This is a genomic window from Pseudomonas citronellolis (assembly GCF_900112375.1).
GTDB lineage: Bacteria > Pseudomonadota > Gammaproteobacteria > Pseudomonadales > Pseudomonadaceae > Pseudomonas > Pseudomonas citronellolis.
The window spans coordinates 122,910-140,309 of record NZ_FOLS01000016.1 but is presented as its reverse complement, the minus strand read 5'-3'; the positions used below and the strand labels follow the sequence as shown (position 1 = coordinate 140,309).

The window sequence follows — 17,400 nt, the reverse complement described above, 5'->3', positions numbered from 1 at the left end:
CCAGATTTCGTGCAGACGGAGCTTGTCATGAGTCGTTGTCCTTCCCCCAAACGCCACTTTTCCTCGAAACTTTCACTTCCCTTGCTGGCCCTCGGCCTGCTGCCACTGGCGGTGGCGGCGGAGGACCGCCTCGAACTGGAGCCGATGCAGATCAGCGAAAAAAGCCTCGCGCCGGTCAGCCAGTCCGCGCAGGCCGAGCGCCAGCGCCTGGCCCGCGTACCGGGCGGCACCAACCTCGCCGAGCCGCAACAGGAAACACGCCTGGCGACCCTGCGCGATGCGCTGGACTACCAGCCCGGCCTGGTGATCCAGGACTTCTTCGGCGGCACCGACCAGCCGCGCCTGAACATCCGGGGTTCGGGCATCCAGAGCAATCCGGTCAACCGCGGCGTGCTGCTGTTGCAGGACGGACTGCCGCTCAACGAGGCCGACGGTTCCTTCATCATCGGCCTGCTGGAGCCGCGCAATGCGTCGTGGATCAGTGCCCGCCGCGGCGCCAACGCCGGCAGCCCCGGCGCCACCGCGCTGGGTGGCGAGCTGGAGTTCAACTCGCTGACCGGCGCCGACGAAGCCGGACGTGTCCGCCTGGAGGCCGGCAGCTTCGGCCGCCAGGGCCTGCAGGCTGCCGCCGGGCTGGATGAGGGGCGGTACGATGGACGGGTGAGCGTCAGCCACGACGAGTACGACGGCTATCGCCACCACTCCGCTTCCCATCGCACCATAATGCAGAGCAACTTCGGCCTGGACCTGGGCAACGGCGTACAGAATCGCAGCTACCTGTCCTACAGCGACCTGACTTTCGAGATTCCCAACGTCATCACCAAGGCGCGCCTGAAGGACGACCCGCGCAGCGTGCTGGGCGACGGCAACACGCCGCAGGACCGCCTGCTCAACGTCTACCAGCGTGACCCGCACCGCGATACCCAGCAACTGCGGCTGGCCAACCGTACGCAGTGGAGCGGGGCGGGCTGGCAGCAGAGCTTCGGCATCTACGGGCAGAACACCCAGGACGATTTCACCGATCCGCTCAGCCACACCCTGACCGACAGCGACACGCTCGGCGCGCAATGGCTGCTCGAAGGCGAGCAGCGCCTGTTCGGCTACCGCCTGGGCGCCAGTTGGTCCTACAGCGACATGACCCGCGAGCTGTACGCCAACAACCCCCAGAACGGAAGCCGCATGCAGCGTTTCGGCAACTTCGACCTCACGGCCTCCAACCTCGATCTGCTGCTCGGCCTGGACTGGAACCTGGCGGCGGACTGGACCCTGGTGACCGAGGTGAAGTGGAGCGACGTCAGCCGCGATGCGGATTCGCGCGATGGCGCCGGCCATCTTGACCAGGGCTGGAACTTCGCCACGCCGAAGATCGGCCTGAACTGGACACCCAGCCCGGACCTGCGCTGGTACGCCAACATCAGCCGCAGCCACGAAGCGCCGACCTTCTGGGAAATCGTTTCCGCCGAAGTCTCACCCGCAGCCCCGGCGACGGCGCAGGCGCAACTGGTCGACCTCGACGTGCAGCGCGCTACCACCTACGAGATCGGCGGCGCCGGTCGCATCGCCCGCACCGACTGGAGCCTGACGCTGTACCAGAGCGACGTGGAAGACGAGCTGATCTCCACCAGCGACGCCTATGGGGTGAAGGTGGGAACCTACAACTACGGCTCGCGCACCCGCCATCGCGGCGTCGAAGCGGGGCTCAACGGCTTGCTGCCGACGGCATCCAGCATTGGCGGCGACCTGGCCTACCGGGTGGCGTGGACCTTCAGCGACTTCCGCTTCCGCGGCGGCGAGTTCCAGGGCAACCGGATCGCCGGCGTGCCGCGCCAGCTCTGGTCGGCCGAGCTGCTCTACCGGCGCGGGCCGTGGAGCGTCGGGCCCAACCTGCGCTGGCTGCCCCAGGACACCCCGACAGACCACGCCAACACCCGCAACAACTATCAGGACGCCTATGCGCTCTGGGGCCTCAAGGCCGCCTACAAGGCGCGCGAGGGCCTGAGTGTGTACGTGCAGGGCGACAACCTGGCGGACAAGACCTATGCCAGCAGCTACGTGATCCGCAACCGCGCCGATGCCAGCCAGCCGACCTTTCTCAGCGGCAACGGGCGCAGCCTGACCGTGGGGGCGGAATACGCTTTCTAGGGGCGGTTGCTCCCAGCCTGCTCGCCGCGGCGCACCGCCAGCGCCTGCGGGTTAGCAACGTTCTTCGGCTTGCCTTCGAAGAAGGCCAGCACATTGTCGAAGGCATCGCCGAAGTACAGCTCATAGCCGTTTTTCTCCACGTACCCCAGGTGCGGGGTGCAGAGCGCGCGCGGGTGGTTCAGCAGGGGATTGTCGGGGGCGAGCAGGGGTTCCTGTTCGTAGACGTCCACGGCCGCGTAGCCGGGGCGTCCCGCGTCCAGGGCCTGGAGCAATGCGCCGGGGGCGATCAGCTCGGCGCGGCTGATGTTCACCAGCAGGGCGCTGTTTTTCATCCGGGTGAGGTCGTCGAAGGTGACGCCATGGCGCGTGCGTTCGGACAGGCGCAGGTTGAGGCTGAGGATGTCCGCTTCGGCGAAGAAGGCTTCGCGAGAGGCCGCTGCCTGATGGCCGTCGGCCGTGGCGGCCGCCCGGCTGCCTTCGCTGCCCCAGACCAGCACCGGCATGTCGAACGCCCGGGCGTAGCGCGCCAGGCGCTGGCCGATCTTGCCGTAGCCCCAGATGCCCAGCGTTTGCCCGGCCAGTGCCTGGCCCACATTGACCTGCCAGTGGCCCGCCTTGAATGCCTCGATGGCCGGTACCAGCTGCCGGCGCGCATCGAGGATGAGCGCCCAGGCCAGTTCGGCGGGCGCCACGGGCGAGCCGCGGCCTTCGGTCACGACGATGCCGCGCTTGGTGCAGGCGTCGAGGTCGAGGTGGCCCGAGACCTTGCCCGTCTGGCTGATCAGCTTGAGCTTCGGCAGCCTGTCGAGCAGCGCGGCATCGATGCGTGTGCGTTCGCGGGTGAGCACCAGGGCGTCGGCGTCGGCGAACCGCGTCGCCAGCTCGTCCGGCGACGCCGGGCCCAGGTCGTGGATCAGGCTGACCTCGTGCCCGGCCAGGCGGGCGAAGCAGTCGAGCGTCCGGATCGCGTGTTGGTAGTCGTCGGGGATGACGATGTGCATGTGGGTTCGGCCCCTGCGGTCATGTGAGCGGCCTCGGGACGATAGCCGATTTCCGGGGGGATTTCGTGGGTGACGGCTTGCGGCCCGGAGCGTGGAGCTTGCCAGCCGTGTGCCTATGCTAATGTGCGCACACACCACTCTCTGGTCCCGAATGCCCATGTCCACCGCCGACAGCCTGCTTGCGTTTACCTTCGCTGCCACATCGCTGGCGCTGACTCCCGGCCTGGATACCGCCCTGGTGCTCCGGACGGCCGCGGTGGAAGGCAAGCGCGAAGGATTGCGCGCCGCGCTGGGGATCAACGCCGGCTGCCTGCTGTGGGGCGCCGCCGTCGCTTTCGGGCTGGGCGCGTTGATCGCCGTGTCCGAGCTGGCCTTCAACGCGCTGAAGTACTGCGGCGCCGCCTACCTGGCGTGGCTCGGGTTGAACCTGCTGCTGCGGCCGCGGCATAGCCTGGCGCCGGTCGAAACCCGGGGCAGGCCAGAAACCAACTGGTTCCTCAAGGGCATGCTGGGCAACCTGCTGAACCCCAAGGTCGGTGTCTTCTACGTTTCGTTCCTGCCGCAGTTCATCCCGCAGGGCCAGCCCCTGGTGGCCTGGACCTTCGGCCTGGTCGGCATCCACGTGGCGATCGGCCTGCTCTGGTCGCTGGCCCTTATCGGCGCGACGCGACCACTGGCGGGTGTGTTGCGTCGCGAAAAGGTCATCAGGTGGATGGACAGGACGACGGGCACGGTCTTTCTCCTGTTCGCCGCGCGGCTGGCGCTGAGCCGGCGTTGAGGCGCGCCGCGCCAAAGAGGGCGTTATCCGCCGAATCGCGGACGGAGTCCGCTCCTACAAGGTAGCCGGGAAGCACGGCATTCCTCCCCCGCAGGAGCGGACCTTGTCCGCGATAGCCGGAGGTATCGGCGCGGTTCGCGGATGAGATCCGCTCCTACGTAGTACCACCCGCGCCATTCCCCTGTAGGAGCGCGCCCTGCGCGCGAATCGCGGGCAGGGCCCGCTCCTACGAAGAGCAGCGCATGCTCCTGCAGGCTGCAGGCAAGAGCCTGCCCCTACCACACCCGTAGGATGGGTGGAGCGAAGCGATACCCATCACCATGGCCCGATGGGTTTCGCAAGCTCAACCCATCCTACGAAGAGCGCATCGGCGAGTGGCTCTTACGTTCCCCGTCCGCGATGGGACTCACCGGCCACGCCGAACGCCCCGGTGGCACGGCCTGCCGCCGAACCACGGTTGCGACGGGGCCTTGCGGTCGGATGCTCCCCGCAACCGGTGATAGACTGGGCCGTTTCAGCGCCCCTGCCTGGCCAAGGAGATTCATCCATGTTCGGAGTGACCGATTACGGCGCGTTCCTCGTTGCGTTCATCGTTCTGCTGGCCATTCCCGGGCCGGGCAACTTCGCGCTGATCACGGCCACCGGCAAGGGCGGCATCAAGGCCGGGCTGGCGGCGACCTGCGGGGTGATCCTGGGCGATCAGGTGCTGTTGTGGATGGCGGTGGCGGGCGTGGCGACCTTGCTGGCCACTTACCCCGCGGCCTTCCACGCGGTGCAATGGCTGGGCGCCGCCTACCTGGCGTGGCTGGGGCTGCGGATGCTGTTGAGCAAGCCGGGCGGCACACCCCGCAAGAGCAGCATGCAAAGCGGCCATTACCTGCGCCAGACCATGCTGATCACGCTGCTGAACCCCAAGGCGATCGTGTTCTACATGGCCTTCCTGCCGCTGTTCATCGACCCGGTGAGGCACCAGGGGCTGGTGACCTTCGCCTTCATGGCGGTGACCGTGGCGGTGGTGACCTTCCTCTACGGCCTGGCGGCCGTCCTGCTGACCCACAAACTGGCCGAGCGCATGCGGGCCAATCCGCGTGTCGCCAATCTGCTGGAACGCCTGGCCGGGGCTTGCCTGCTGGGGTTCGGCATCAAGCTGGCGGCAATGCGCTAGGCACCGGCCAGCGCAGGTGTCCGGCATCCGCCAGGTGCTCGGGAGAATTGCGCGGGGCAGGGCAAATCCAGTATTGTTGAGAACGATTATCATGTTTAACAAGACTGGACGTCCATGGACCGCGAGCAGGCATTCGAACGGGATGTTGAACGGCTCTACATTGCCCACCACGGCTGGCTGAAGGGCTGGCTGCAGCGCCGCCTGGGCGGGCATGCCGATGCCGAAGACCTGGCCCAGGACACCTTCGTGCGCGTGATGCGTTCGCGCAGCCCCCTTGCCGACCTGCGCCAGCCGCTGGCCTACCTCGCCACCATCGCCAATAGCCTGCTGGTCAACCGTTGGCGGCGCCAGGCGGTGGAGCGTGCCTACCTGGAGGCGCTGGCCGCGCGCCCGGAACGGGTGGCGCCTTCCGAAGAAGAGCGCCTGCTGCTGATCGAAGCGCTGGTGGAGGTGGATGCACTGTTGCACGGCCTCGCGGCGCAGGTGCGGGAGATCTTCCTGATGTCGCAGCTCGACGGCCTGACCTACCCGCAGATCGCCGCGCACCTGGGCCTGAGCGTCAACCAGGTGCAAAAGGCCATGGGCAAGGCCTTCGCCGCCTGCTACGCCAGCCGCTTCGAGTGAGTGCCATGTCCCGCGATTCCGACTCCCGTCCCATTCCTTCGCTCATCCGCGACCAGGCCATCGCCTGGTTCACCCTGGCCCAGTCGGGCTGCATGAGCGATGCCGAGCAGCGCCAGTTGCTGAACTGGCGCGAGGCGAGCAGCGAGCACGAGCGCGCCTGGCAGCGCCTGAGCAGCATTCCGCTCAGCCTGCAGCGCCACGCCGGCCCGCTGGCCGATCCGCTGGGGCGGCAACTGGCCGGGCGCCGCCACTACAGCGAGCTGGACCGGCGCAAGGCGCTCAAGCTGCTGGTCGGCTTCGGCCTGCTCGGCGGGCTTGCCTGGCAGGGGCGCGACAGCCACTGGGTGCAAGGCGCCATGGCCGACTACCACACCGGCACCGGTGAACGCCGCCAGCGGACGCTGCCCGATGGCACGCGCCTCTGGCTCAATACCGCCACGGCAGTCGATGTGCGTTACACCGACAGCGCGCGCGAGCTGCACCTGCGCTATGGCGAAATCGAGATTCTCACCGCCGGCGATGCCGCGGGGCGGCCGTTCCGTGTGGTCAGCCAGGAGGCGGTGCTGCAGCCCCTGGGGACGCGCTTCCGCGTCCGGCGGGAGAACGACGGGCAGGGCACCTTCCTGGCGGTCACCCAGGGGCGCGTCGCCGCCAGTTCCCTGGCGGGCGGTGCGCCGACGGTGATCGAGGCGGGCTGGCAGGCGCGCATCGGCGCGGCTGGCGTGGGCACGCCGCAGGCGCTGGAGGTGAACGAGGGCGCCTGGGTCGATGGCTACCTGATCGCCGAGCGCATGCGCCTGGCGGACTTCCTCGCCGAGCTGGATCGCTATCGCCCCGGCCTGTTGCGTTGCGACCCGGCGGTGGCGGACATCCGCCTGAGCGGTTCCTACCCGCTGGGCGACACCGACCAGGTGCTGGCCATGCTGGCGGACAGCCTGCCGGTCAGGGTCCAGCGGCGTACCCGCTACTGGGTGACGGTAGGCCCTCGCTGAGGCGGATAGCCCCCTCCAGCGTGGCGATGAAAATAATTCTCAAAAAAGTGGCAGGTTTTCGTTTCTCGCTTGGCCTAGGGAGAAATCCCTGCTCGCACACGCGGGCCCACAACGAGAAACGGACCCTCTGCCCATGACGCTTCACCCCATCGCTCGCGCCCTGCGCCAATCGCTCGGTTTGGCCATGCTCTCCTGTTCCGCGCTCGCCCTGCTGCCGGCCTTGCCGGCGCAGGCCGAATCCACGGCCACGCGGACCCAGCAATACGCCATCCCCGCCGGCCCGCTGGACCAGGTGCTGGGCGAGTTCGGCCGGCGCGCGGGCATTCCGATCTCGGTGAACGCCGGGCTGACCGAAGGCAAGCGCAGCGCCGGGCTCAACGGCGAGTACGGCATCGAGGACGGCTTCGCCCGCATCCTTGCCGGCACGCAACTGAGCGTGCGGCGCCTGGGCAACGGCGGTTACGGCCTGGTGCCGGCGCCGCAGTCCGGCGCGGTGCTGGAGATGGGCGCCACGACCGTCTCCAGCCAGCAGCTCGATCCGACCACCGAGGGCACCCAGTCCTATTCGGCCCGCGCGGTGACCATCGGCAAGGGCGCGCATACGCTGCGCGAAACGCCGCAGGCGGTGACCGTCCTGACCCGCCAGTACATGGATGACCGCAACATCACCACCATCGACCAGGCCATGGAGAAGACCCCGGGCATCACCGTGTACGAGTCGCCCATGGGCGGCAAGTACTTCTACTCCCGCGGCTTCATGATGCAGGGGCAGTACCAGTACGACGGCGTGCCGCTGGATGTCGGCGGCGAATACGTCCAGGCCAACAGCTTCTCCGGCGACATGGCCTTCTACGACCGCGTCGAGGTGCTCAAGGGGGCGGCGGGCATGATGAAGGGCTCGGGCAGCTCCACCGGCGGGGTCAACTTCGTGCGCAAGCGTGGCCAGAGCACGCCGGCTACCCACCTGACGCTCTCGGCGGGCTCATGGGACAACTACCGCGGCCAGGTCGACAGCGGCGGCCCGCTCAACGAGTCCGGCACGCTGCGCGGGCGCACCGTGGTGGCGCTGCAGGACCGGCAGTATTTCTATGACCTGGGCAAGCGCAAGGACCAGGTCCTCTACGGCGCCCTGGACTACGACGTTACGCCGGACACCACCGTCGGGCTGGGCGTCGCCTACGAGCGGCTCGATGCCAGGCCCTGCTGGCACGGCCTGCCGCGCTACAGCGACGGCTCGGACCTGAAGCTCAGCCGCTCGACCTGCCTGGGGGCGTCCTGGAACAGCTGGGACAGCGAGCGCACCACCGTCTTCGCCGACCTGTCCCACCAGTTGAACGAAGATTGGGCCTTCAAGTTCGCCGGTGTCTGGACGCACAACGACCAGGACATCAAGTACGCCCTGTCCGAGACGCCGGGCGGCGTTGCCCCGGGCGCCACCACGGCGCCTTCCTCGGTCTACTCCGGGCTGTTCGACTACGACCAGACCGACTACGGCTTCGATGCCTACCTGGACGGAAAATTCGATGCCTTCGGCCTGCAGCACGAGCTGATCGTCGGCGCCAACGCCAGCCGCGCGCAAACCCATGACCATTGGGCGCTGATCAACATGACCGGGCTGCTCGGTGTCTCCCAGGACCCCTTCAACCCCAACCCGCACATGCCCGAGCCGGCGGACGGCTTCTACGCCCCCAACTCCTACCGGGGCGGCCCGGTTCCCACCGAGTCCGACACCCGGCAGTTCGGCACCTACGCCACGCTTCGGCTGAAGCTGGCCGAGCCTCTGACCTTCGTCCTCGGCTCCCGCGTCAGCTGGTACCGCAACAACCGCGACTCCTACACCCAGGCCTGGGACTACTGGCAGCACGACAAGAGCCAGGAGAACGGCCAGGTCACGCCCTTCGCGGCGCTCATCTACGACCTGAACGAGGAATGGTCCGTGTACACCAGCTACGCGGATATCTTCCAGCCCCAGAGCACCTACACCGACGAATCCGGCAGCCCGTTGCAGCCCAAGACCGGCGGCAGCTACGAAGTCGGGATCAAGGGTGAGCTGATGGACGGCCGCGTCAACACCGCTTTCAACCTCTTCCGCACGATCGAAGAGCACCGGGCCGAGGCGAACTACGACAGCACCTGCCCCGGCTCTTCGGACGGCTTCTGCTACAGCGACTCGGGCAAGGTACGGGCGCAGGGCTTCGAAGCGGAAATCAGCGGCGAGGTGATCGACAGGCTGCAGGTGCTGGCCGGCTATACCTACACCCAGACCAAATACCTCGAGAGCGCGGACGACAACCCGCAGGAAACGGCCTTCGCGGTCACCTATTTCCCGCGCCACCTGTTCCGCGCCTGGGCCGACTACCAACTGGCCGGCGAGCTGGATCGGTGGAGCGTGGGCGCCGGCGTTACGACGCAGAGCGACACCTCTGCCACGTCGTCCAGCGTGAAGTCGGTGCAGTCCGGCTACGCCATCTGGAGCGGCCGCCTGGGCTACCGCATCGACGACCACTGGTCGGTCGCCCTCAACGGCAACAACCTGTTCGACAAGAAGTACTACCAGAGCGTGGGGGCCATTTCCTGGGGCAACTTCTACGGCGAACCGCGTAACTTCATGGTCACGCTGCAAGGCTCGTTCTGACCTCTGCCTCTTCAGGCGCCTCGCATTGTGAGGCGCCTTTCACAGGCACGGGAACGGAAGTTCGCTTCTGCTCGATGGAGGACGGTTGTTCATGGAGATGGGCAATGGTCACTGGCAGCTTCCGACCGAGGCTGTGTAAAAACGCCCGCTCAACTTCGAGGCTCACGCTGCTACGTGAAATCTGCGGAAGTTTTCCCAACTGACTCGGCTGAAAATCGCTAGGAAACGCGAAATTTGCGTATTTTCTGAGCAGCGATCGTTCGTGAAAACGTTTTTACACAGCCTGGGCCCAGGCTGGGTGAAAACGTCGTCCTCTCCTGCCGTAACTGGGCGACCGTCCTATCACCCCGCTGTACTGTTGAAGGTTTACATCTACGGTTACCTCAACCACATCCGGTCCAGTCGTCGCCTGGAGCGCGAATGCCAGCGCAACCTTGAACTGATGTGGCTGACTGGACGGCTGGCGCCGGACTTCAAAACCATCAGTCATCAAGCCAGGCCAGCCGCCCGGTGTCATCGCCGTCGGTTATTCGGACGGCAATGCACATTGGCGATTTTGCGCTAGCACCAGTTCAGAATTGGATTGGCATCGCATCGCCCCAACGAGTTGCTGGAAACTTTATAGTTTTCAGAACTTGCCTCTCAGGGTCACCATGAAGTTGCGCGGTGAGCCATACCAGTTGCCGTAGTCGCTGCTGGCCACGGTCTGGTAGTACTTCTTGTCGAACAGGTTGTTGCCGTTGAGAGCGGCGGTCCAGTGCTCGTCGATGCGGTATTCCACCAGCGCATTCCACAGTGCGTAGCCGGCCTGGGTGTACTCGAAGCTGTTGGTGCTGGGGCTCAGTGATCCGTCTTCCAGGCGGCGCTGCACTTCACCGCTGACGTAGTTGCTGCTCTGAATAGTAGCGCCGGTGCCGACCTTCCAGCGCTCCAATTCGCCGGGCAGCTGGTAGGTGGTGAAGAACTTGAACAGATGCTTGGGCGTCTGTGTGCTGATAGGTTTGCCTACGGCGGTATCGTCGCCAGTCTTGCGCTGCTCGTTGAGGTTGAAGGTGTATCCGGCGGTGAGCTGCCAGCCCGGCGCCAGTTCGCCGGAGATTTCCGTGTCGAAACCTTTGCTGATCATCTTGCCGCCGGCTACATAGCAGCAGGCGTTGGTCGGAGTGTCCTCGTAGTACAACTGGATCGCGTTGTTCTCCTGCCTGGTGTAGTAGATCGCCGAGGACAGGTTCAGCTGCCCGCCGAACAGCTCTCCCTTCACGCCCATCTCATAGGTGTCGCCGGTAATGGCCTTGAGCGGCTTGAGGTCCGCGCCAAGGATTTCCGGCTGCGGTTTGTAGATTTGCGCATAGCTGGTGTAGAGCGACCACTCGGGCGTGACGGAATACACTAGCCCGCCGAAGGGCGTGACGATGCCGCTGTCGCGGCCGCCATCCTTGCTGTCGGTGCCGAAGGAAGGCACCACGGCGTGGATGGTGTTGGAGTAGTCGGAGTAGCGTGCGCCGACGATCAGCTTGAGCGGATCGGCCAACTCCAGGCGAAGGGTGCCGTACGCGCCGCTCTTGCGCAGGTTCCAGTCGGGGTACTCGTAGTACAGATCCGGACTGGCTGGCTTGGGCAATGAGCCGATGTCGGTGGAGAACACGTCCACCGGTTGCCGTGACGCCCACTCGCTGTGGTCGGCATAGCTGCGCTGGATGTCCGAGTAATCGACGCCCATCAGGACTTCGTGACGGCGGCCGAAGGCGCTGAAGGCGCCTTGCAGGTTGGCGTCGAACAGGTCCTGGTCGATGGAGTAGTTGCGCACAATGCGCTGGAAGGTTGCGCCTTCGAGGGTGTCGGGATTGACCGGGCCGCTCACTGCACCCATGTCCTGCTCGGTGTCGTAGCGGCTGCGGGTGAAGCTGGAGTTGACCTTCCAGTTCTCGTCGAAGCTGTGCTCGACCTTGAGGAAGCCTTCCTTGCGCTCGTAGTTATTGCTCGACCAGTCCGCTGCCAGGGTAGTGCTGCGCGACAGACCCAGCGGATCACCGGTGGTGAAGCGCGGCAAGCCGTTTTCCCAGTAGCCGTCCATGTCGCGCCATTCGTAGGTGCCGCCGACGCTGACTAGGGTGTCGGGGGTGACGTCGGCTTCGAGCACGCCGAACAGGACATGCTTGTCACTGTTGGCGCCGCTGTAGAAGTAGCGTTTGTTCTCCTGGGAGGCGGCGAAGCGTCCGCGCAGGGCGCCGTCGAAGGCCAGCGGCCCGGTGACGTCGACTTCGCTGCGGTAGTTGTCCCAGCTGCCGGCGGACAGGTTGACCTGGGTCTGGGCATGGGGCAACGCGCGCTTGCGCACCAGGTTGATCACCCCGGAAGGCTCCCCGGTGCCGCCAAACAGGCCGTCGGAGCCGCGCAGTACCTCGATGTGGTCGTAGGCGGTGGTGTCGGCCAGGGAATCATAGGTCTGCTCGCGGAAGCCGGGTGTGCCGCCATCGACCTGCACGTTGGTCAGGGCGAAGCCGCGCGAAAGGATCTTGGTGTTGGCGTCGTTGCCACCGACCAGGGTAATGCCGGTGGTCTGGTCGAGCGCTTCGCCGATGGTGGTGATGCCCTGGTCCTCCATGCGCTGGCGGGTAATGATTGAAATGGACTGCGGAATGTCCTTCAGCGCCCGGGCGCTCTTGCCGCCGATGCTGGCGGCGCCGGTGGTATACGAGCCGGTGCCCTCGGTCATGCCGTCCAGAGACTGGCCGACCACCAGGGTGTCGTCCAGCGCCAGCGCCGCATTGGGGTTGCGCACCAGGCCGTAGACGCCATCACCGCGGAACACCGCTTGCAGACCGGTGCCGCGCAGCAGGGCGGCGAGACCTTCCTCGACGCTGTAGTGGCCGCGCAGCCCGCTAGAGTTCAGGCCCTGGGTCAGGTCCGGGGAGAATTGCACGGTGATCTGCGCCTGGGCGGCGAAGCGGCTCAGCGCCTGGCCGAGGCTGCCGGCCTGGATGCTGTAGGTGTGCCCGGCGGCCTCCGGCGCAGCCTGGGCCGGCGGCATCGCCGACTGCAGGGCCATGGCCAGCGCGCTGAGCGCGAGCAGGCGGCGGGGCTGGGCCAGGCGCTGGCCGGGGGCGGCGCGCCGCGTTGCGGAGGCGGGGGTGATTCGGTAGGTCATGAATGGGTTGTCCTTTGTGTGTGGCAGTTCCACATCAAAGGACTGATGGCTGGAAAAAAGAGGCCAACATTTTTCAGCGCTTGCTGATGCTGATCCAGTAACGCGTGCGGTAGCTGACATCCACCGGCAGGGTGGCGGGCAGGGCGGCGAGGATGGCGTCGGTGTTGTCCAGTTGGAAGCCGCCGCTGATGCGCAGGCGCGCCGCCTCGTTGTCGCAGCGCAGCCAGCCGTTGCGATAGCGCCCCAGTTCGCGGAGGAAGTCGCCCAGCGGCATGTCGTCGGCCACCAGTTGGCCTTGGGTCCACAGCAGGCTGTCGGCCTGGGCGGGGCGCGGTTTTTCCACGGCCCGTTCGCTGAACAGCACCTGGCTGCCCGCCTCGACGATCTGCCCGTCGCCTTGCCGGGGCATGACCAGCACCTTGCCCTGCAGCACCTGCAGTTGCGTCAGGCCGTCGAGCTGGCGGACGCTGAAGCGCGTGCCCAGCGCCTGCAGCAGGCCTTGTTCGGTGGCGACGCGCAAGGGCCGATGCACCGGGCTTTGGCTGTCCGCGCCGCTCTCGACGAGGATTTCCCCGCGCAGCAGGCGGATCAGGCGTTGCTCGGCGCTGAAATCGAGGTCCACGGCGGTGTCGGTGTTCAGGTCCAGCAGGCTGCCGTCGGCCAGGCGCAGGTGCTGGCGTTCGCCCACGGCCGTCTGGTAGTCCGCGGTCCAGCGCGTCCAGGGGGCCTGGCGATAGCCGAGGTAGCCGGCCGGCAATAGCGCGGCCAGCACCAGCAGCTTTTTCATCGCCTGGCGCCGCTCGCGGTTGAGTGTGCCCATGGCCAGGTCGCGCGGCAGCAGGCCGAGGCGTTCCTGCACCCGTTGCACACGCTGCCAGGCTCGCTCGTGTTCCGGGTCGGCCGCGCGCCAGCGGCTGCAGGCCTGCTGCTGGCCGTTGTCCGCCGCGCCTTCGTGCAGGCGCATCAACCAGTGCGCCGCCTGGCGGGCCACTTCGGGGCGGATCGGCGCGCCATTGTCGCCGCTCATCCCAGGTTGCCCTCGAACAGGATGCAGGCCTCGAAGGCGCTGACCATGTGGCGCTTCACGGTGCGTTCGCTGATGCCCAACTGCTGGGCGATCTGGGCGTAGGTGAGGCCGTCGAGCTGGGACAGCAGGAAGACGCTGCGCACCATGGGTTTGAAGCGGTCGAGGAGGGCGTCGAGCTGCTGCAGGGTTTCGCGCATCAGCCAGAGGTCCTCGGCGGACAGCGCGAAGGCCTCGGGCACGCGAGCGAGCACATCGAGGTAGGCCTGTTCCAGGGAGTGGCGGCGGAAGTGGTCGTACACCAGGCGCCGCCCGACCGTGGCCAGGTAGGCCCGCGGGCGCTGCAGGTCGAGGGCTTCGCCGGTCTTGCGTTGGGCCTGGAGCAGGCGCAGGAAGGTGTCCTGGGCCAGGTCGGCCGCCTGGCTGGTGCAGCCCAGGCGACGGTACAGCCAACCCTTCAGCCAGCTGTTGTGCTCCATGTACAACAGCCCCATCTGATCCTTGCTCAAACCGACTCCCCCCACCCGGAAGTCGCGAACAATAATTGATAATTATTCTCACTTCAATGGGCGGCTGTCGGCTCGGCGTGCGGGCCTGTCTGGGGGGATCGCCGATGTCCTTTAAGCGCTTGCGCTCTTCTTCTGCAGGATCACCGACGCTTCGTTATAGGCACGCTGGAAGGCGTCGCTTTCGAGCCAGGTCAATGCCGTGTCTTCGTCTTCGCCGTGGAAGATCGCGCGATAGACGATCAGCAGGCCCATGATGAAATCGGTCGCAGCCTCTTCCGGCTCCTCGGCGACCACCAGCTGCAGCACCGGGTATTGCAGGAACACCAGGCACATGGCGAGCAGGCTGATGTCTTCTGCGTCTCTCATGGCCTGGAACAGATCGTCGAAATATGCCGGGTCGAAGCCGTTCTCCTTGATGTCCTCCAAGTCGAAGGCGCCCGGGTCGAAATCGAAGTCCTCGAACGGATCGTTGACCAGCAGATCGGTCAGAAGCGAATGGATGTCATGGGCTTTCGATTTGGCCATGCGATTCTGCTTGGCTTTGGCTTTGGCCCGTCGGGCACGCTTCTTCTGTTTGTCTGGGGAGGCCATGGAGGCGGATTCCTTCTTGGCTGGGTTCTATCGTCGAATTTGGCGACTCAGAGCCCCCGAACCAGATCGGGGCTCGGACACAACGCACATTTTCACTTCTGGCCGTTCTCTGCCGGTCGTGACTGGCAGAACACGAAGGGACAAGGAGCGCCGGCAATGGCGTAGCCTACCTGGGATCGCGGCCTGGGTGGCGAACCAGACAAGAGCGAATGCATGAAGCTACTCAAGTACGCACGACTCCGGCCTGGCTCCGAACCCGTTCTTCGGCGTCTGTTCGCTGGCGCTCATCGCCCCGCAGGCAACCCGCTTGCCTGCCTGGCGAGGGTCCGTTCCACGAATGCCACGATCGCTTCGTTCATCTGCCCCAGGCCAGGCTCTTCCAGCGGATAGTGCCCGGCGTTGTCCAGCATCCGGGTCGTCACCTCGACGCGGCCGAGGCGCTGCAGGAAGGGTTGGCTGAGGGCGAGCGGGGTCCAGCGGTCGGCCGCTGGCTGTGTCAGCAGGACCGGGCACACGTCGAAGGCCTCCGGCTCGATGGCCGGTACATAGCCCATGTAGGCGCTGAGGAAGCGCAGGCTGGCCCAGTTGCCGGCCGAGGAGGGGTCCTTCAGGCAGGCCTTCAGCGCGGCGCGGTCGTTGACCAGCGTGTGCATCTTGCTGGCCAGCCACATCGGCATCTTCAGTCCGGCCAGTGGCGTGCGCGCCAAGGCGTGGATCATCGGAACGCCCAGTCGGCCCATCAGCGGGGTGAGCGCGGTCTGTTCGCGCACCCGCGGGACGCGCTGGTCGAGGAAGGTCATGCCGATGATGCCGGCCACGTGCCCGTTCAGCGCGGCGGCGTGGTAGGTGAGCATGCCGCCCGCGCTCAGCCCGTAGAGAAAGATCGGCCGGGGATCACGGAAGCGCTCATGGTCGATGAAGGCGCTGGCGAGCTCCACCCAGGTGTCGTAGCGGACTTTCGCGCCGGCGGCGACCTTCGTTTCGCCGTAGCCGGGCATGTCGATGGCCACGGTTTCCAGCCCCTGCCGGAACAACGGCAAGCCGGCGATGGTGGACATCTGCCGGCCGTTGGTGCCGACGCCGTGGAAGAGGATGACCCTGGCCGCAGCCGCAGGATTGGCATAGCGGTCCAGATGCACCTGGTGGCCGCGCCAGGGCCAGTATTCTTCCTGCGGCGCGTTCGTGCTGTCGATGCGGTACTCGGGCGGCAGGAAGGCCTGGATCGCCTGCCATTGGGTCTGTTCTGCGTAGCTCATCGACGTCCTCGCACTGGACAAGAGAGGGTGGGTAAACCTATAAAGATGACATTTGTCACTTTCAAGAACATAACATATGTCTGATTTTCCGGATGTGCAAGCGCCGTTGCCGTCACCCAAGGGTAAGAGGGCGGGCCGGCTGCCCCAGCAGGAGCGTTCGCAGACGCGCATCGCCAAGGTGCTGGAGGCGGCGGAACAGTTGCTGGGGGAGGTCGGGCCCGATGCGGCGTCGATCCCTGAAATCTCCAAGCTGTCGGGGGTACCGCGGGCGAGCATCTACCAGTTCTTTCCCGACAAGTACGTGCTCTTCGCCCACCTGGCGCGGCTGCAGATGGAGCGCATCGGTGCGCTGATAGTCGACCTGCAGCCGCTGGCGGACGAGGGCTGGAAAGGCGCGATCCGCCGCATCGTCCGCGGCGTGGCCGAGTACTACAACACCCACCCGGCAGCCGCGGCGTTGCTGATGCGCGGCAACTTCACCCCCACCGACCGCAAGGCCCACGAGGAAAAGGACGCGATGATCGGCAACCTCCTGCGTGGCTACCTGCAGGCCCAGGGCGTGCTCGCCGGCCTGCCGCAGCAGCCGGACGCGGCGACGCTGTCGGTGGAGATCGCCTTCGCCTGCATGAAATACGGCTATCTGGCCCAAGGGCACATCAGCGAGGCGATCTGCGACGAGGCCGCCGCCGCCGCGATCGTCTATCTGTCGCGCTGGGAGTAGCGACAGCGGCGGGAGAGTGATGTCGCAGTGTCCCGTCCTCTCGATGACGGAAAACGACCATCGAGCCCGGCGGCGTGCTCGGGCGGGGGCACGGCCACAAGGACAGGCCGGGCACCGTCTACATCCTGCAGGGAATCATCACCGACCATCGCAACGGCGTCGCCACGGACTACGGGCCGGGCGTGGGCTGGCCCGAGGACAGGAACACCACGTACTGGCTGGAGAACACCAACTGCCGCGCGCCGGCGAGAGCGGCCAGCCCCGCCATTGCAGCGGGCGCTGGCCGGCAGGGGTTCAACGCCGGACCTTCGGCTTCGGCCGGCCCTGCACGCACTTGAAGCGCGGGTTGGACTTGCAGATCACGTACAGCCGGCCGCGCCGTTTCACCACCTGGCAATCGCGGTGGCGCAGCTTGGCCTTCTTCAGCGAGGCGAGGACTTTCATCACGCCCCCTTGTTGCCGACGAACCCGGCAAAGCGCTTGTTGAAGCCGGCCACGCGGCCCTCGGCCTTGGTCTTGCGCTGTTCGCCGGTATAGACCGGGTGCGAGGCGCTGGACACGTCCAGGGTCATGTAGGGGTAGGTGTTGCCGTCGACGTAGGTGTGGGTCTTGTCCGTCTGCGCGGTGGAGCGGATCAGGTAGAACACGTCGGCGGCCGTGTCGTGGAACAGCACGGGGCGGTACTCGGGGTGGATGCCTGGTTTCATGGTGCCTCCTGTATGCAATGTAATAATATTACATATAGACGAGAAGAATTCGCAATACCGCATGTCCGGCGGCTCAAGATCGGGCCTTTCAGAGAGGAGGAGAGCTG

The 17,400-nt window shown here is 66.2% G+C and carries 15 protein-coding genes and 2 pseudogenes; 9 read left to right on the top strand and 8 right to left on the bottom strand.

The features are described 5' to 3' along the window. The first annotated feature begins 27 nt into the window (after nt 1-27). Nucleotides 28-2,142, top strand: a complete 2,115-nt coding sequence (locus tag BM060_RS16655) for a TonB-dependent receptor family protein (RefSeq protein ID WP_074981139.1) — start codon at nt 28-30, stop codon at nt 2,140-2,142. On the opposite strand, the gene BM060_RS16650 is transcribed toward BM060_RS16655, so the two are convergent. Continuing rightward, the gene (locus tag BM060_RS16650; RefSeq protein ID WP_074981137.1) at nt 2,139-3,143 is read right to left on the bottom strand and encodes a D-2-hydroxyacid dehydrogenase family protein; all 1,005 of its coding nucleotides are present in this window, start codon (nt 3,141-3,143) and stop codon (nt 2,139-2,141) included. The two genes, BM060_RS16655 and BM060_RS16650, sit on opposite strands and share 4 nt — an antisense overlap. 157 nt (nt 3,144-3,300) lie before the next feature. On the opposite strand from BM060_RS16650, the gene BM060_RS16645 reads away from it, so the two are divergent. From BM060_RS16645 to BM060_RS32505, 6 genes and pseudogenes are all read left to right on the top strand, one after another. Further along, entirely contained in the window at nt 3,301-3,921 is a 621-nt protein-coding gene (locus BM060_RS16645) for a LysE family translocator (RefSeq protein WP_074981135.1), read from the top strand. A 547-nt stretch (nt 3,922-4,468) separates the two neighbouring features. After that, a complete protein-coding gene (locus BM060_RS16640; RefSeq protein WP_074981132.1) occupies nt 4,469-5,086 on the top strand; it encodes a LysE family transporter in 618 nt (205 codons plus the stop codon). 114 nt (nt 5,087-5,200) lie between these two features. Continuing rightward, nucleotides 5,201-5,710 (top strand): sigma-70 family RNA polymerase sigma factor, encoded by a 510-nt coding sequence (locus BM060_RS16635; protein WP_074981129.1) that lies wholly within the window; start codon nt 5,201-5,203, stop codon nt 5,708-5,710. A gap of 5 nt (nt 5,711-5,715) precedes the next feature. Continuing rightward, entirely contained in the window at nt 5,716-6,702 is a 987-nt protein-coding gene (locus BM060_RS16630; protein ID WP_074981127.1) for a FecR domain-containing protein, read from the top strand. 133 nt (nt 6,703-6,835) lie between these two features. Next, complete coding sequence (locus BM060_RS16625; RefSeq protein ID WP_074981125.1) at nt 6,836-9,337, top strand: TonB-dependent siderophore receptor; 2,502 nt, start codon at nt 6,836-6,838, stop codon at nt 9,335-9,337. 316 nt (nt 9,338-9,653) lie between these two features. Beyond that, nucleotides 9,654-9,827: pseudogene (locus BM060_RS32505) on the top strand (transposase); the annotation flags it as partial. 138 nt (nt 9,828-9,965) lie between these two features. Here the strand turns inward: BM060_RS32505 and BM060_RS16615 are convergent. The 5 genes from BM060_RS16615 to BM060_RS16595 form a co-directional block, all read right to left on the bottom strand. After that, on the bottom strand, nt 9,966-12,485 hold the full coding sequence (locus BM060_RS16615) for a TonB-dependent siderophore receptor (RefSeq protein WP_074981123.1): 2,520 nt from the start codon (nt 12,483-12,485) through the stop codon (nt 9,966-9,968). Between the two features lie 73 nt (nt 12,486-12,558). Further along, complete coding sequence (locus BM060_RS16610; protein ID WP_074981121.1) at nt 12,559-13,512, bottom strand: FecR domain-containing protein; 954 nt, start codon at nt 13,510-13,512, stop codon at nt 12,559-12,561. Then, complete coding sequence (locus BM060_RS16605) at nt 13,509-14,003, bottom strand: sigma-70 family RNA polymerase sigma factor (RefSeq protein ID WP_074981119.1); 495 nt, start codon at nt 14,001-14,003, stop codon at nt 13,509-13,511. Before BM060_RS16605 ends, BM060_RS16610 begins: the two co-directional genes overlap by 4 nt. Before the next feature lie 126 nt (nt 14,004-14,129). Next, nucleotides 14,130-14,609 carry a hypothetical protein gene (locus BM060_RS16600; RefSeq protein ID WP_074981117.1) on the bottom strand — a complete coding sequence of 160 codons (480 nt, stop codon included), beginning with the start codon at nt 14,607-14,609 and terminating at the stop codon, nt 14,130-14,132. A 284-nt stretch (nt 14,610-14,893) separates the two neighbouring features. Then, entirely contained in the window at nt 14,894-15,865 is a 972-nt protein-coding gene (locus BM060_RS16595; RefSeq protein WP_074981115.1) for an alpha/beta hydrolase, read from the bottom strand. Between the two features lie 76 nt (nt 15,866-15,941). Here BM060_RS16595 and BM060_RS16590 point away from each other — a divergent pair, with 76 nt between their 5' ends. Both BM060_RS16590 and BM060_RS33735 read left to right on the top strand, forming a co-directional pair. Then, entirely contained in the window at nt 15,942-16,586 is a 645-nt protein-coding gene (locus tag BM060_RS16590) for a TetR/AcrR family transcriptional regulator (protein ID WP_074981113.1), read from the top strand. A gap of 47 nt (nt 16,587-16,633) precedes the next feature. Then, nucleotides 16,634-16,924 (top strand): annotated as a pseudogene (locus tag BM060_RS33735) (hypothetical protein); the annotation flags it as partial. Here the strand turns inward: BM060_RS33735 and ykgO are convergent. Then, complete coding sequence (gene ykgO, locus BM060_RS16580; RefSeq protein WP_009619020.1) at nt 16,881-17,030, bottom strand: type B 50S ribosomal protein L36; 150 nt, start codon at nt 17,028-17,030, stop codon at nt 16,881-16,883. The pseudogene BM060_RS33735 and the gene ykgO overlap by 44 nt on opposite strands. Then, nucleotides 17,030-17,293, bottom strand: a complete 264-nt coding sequence (locus tag BM060_RS16575) for a type B 50S ribosomal protein L31 (RefSeq protein WP_009619021.1) — start codon at nt 17,291-17,293, stop codon at nt 17,030-17,032. The genes ykgO and BM060_RS16575 overlap by 1 nt, the downstream gene beginning before the upstream one ends. Between the last annotated feature and the right edge of the window lie 107 nt (nt 17,294-17,400).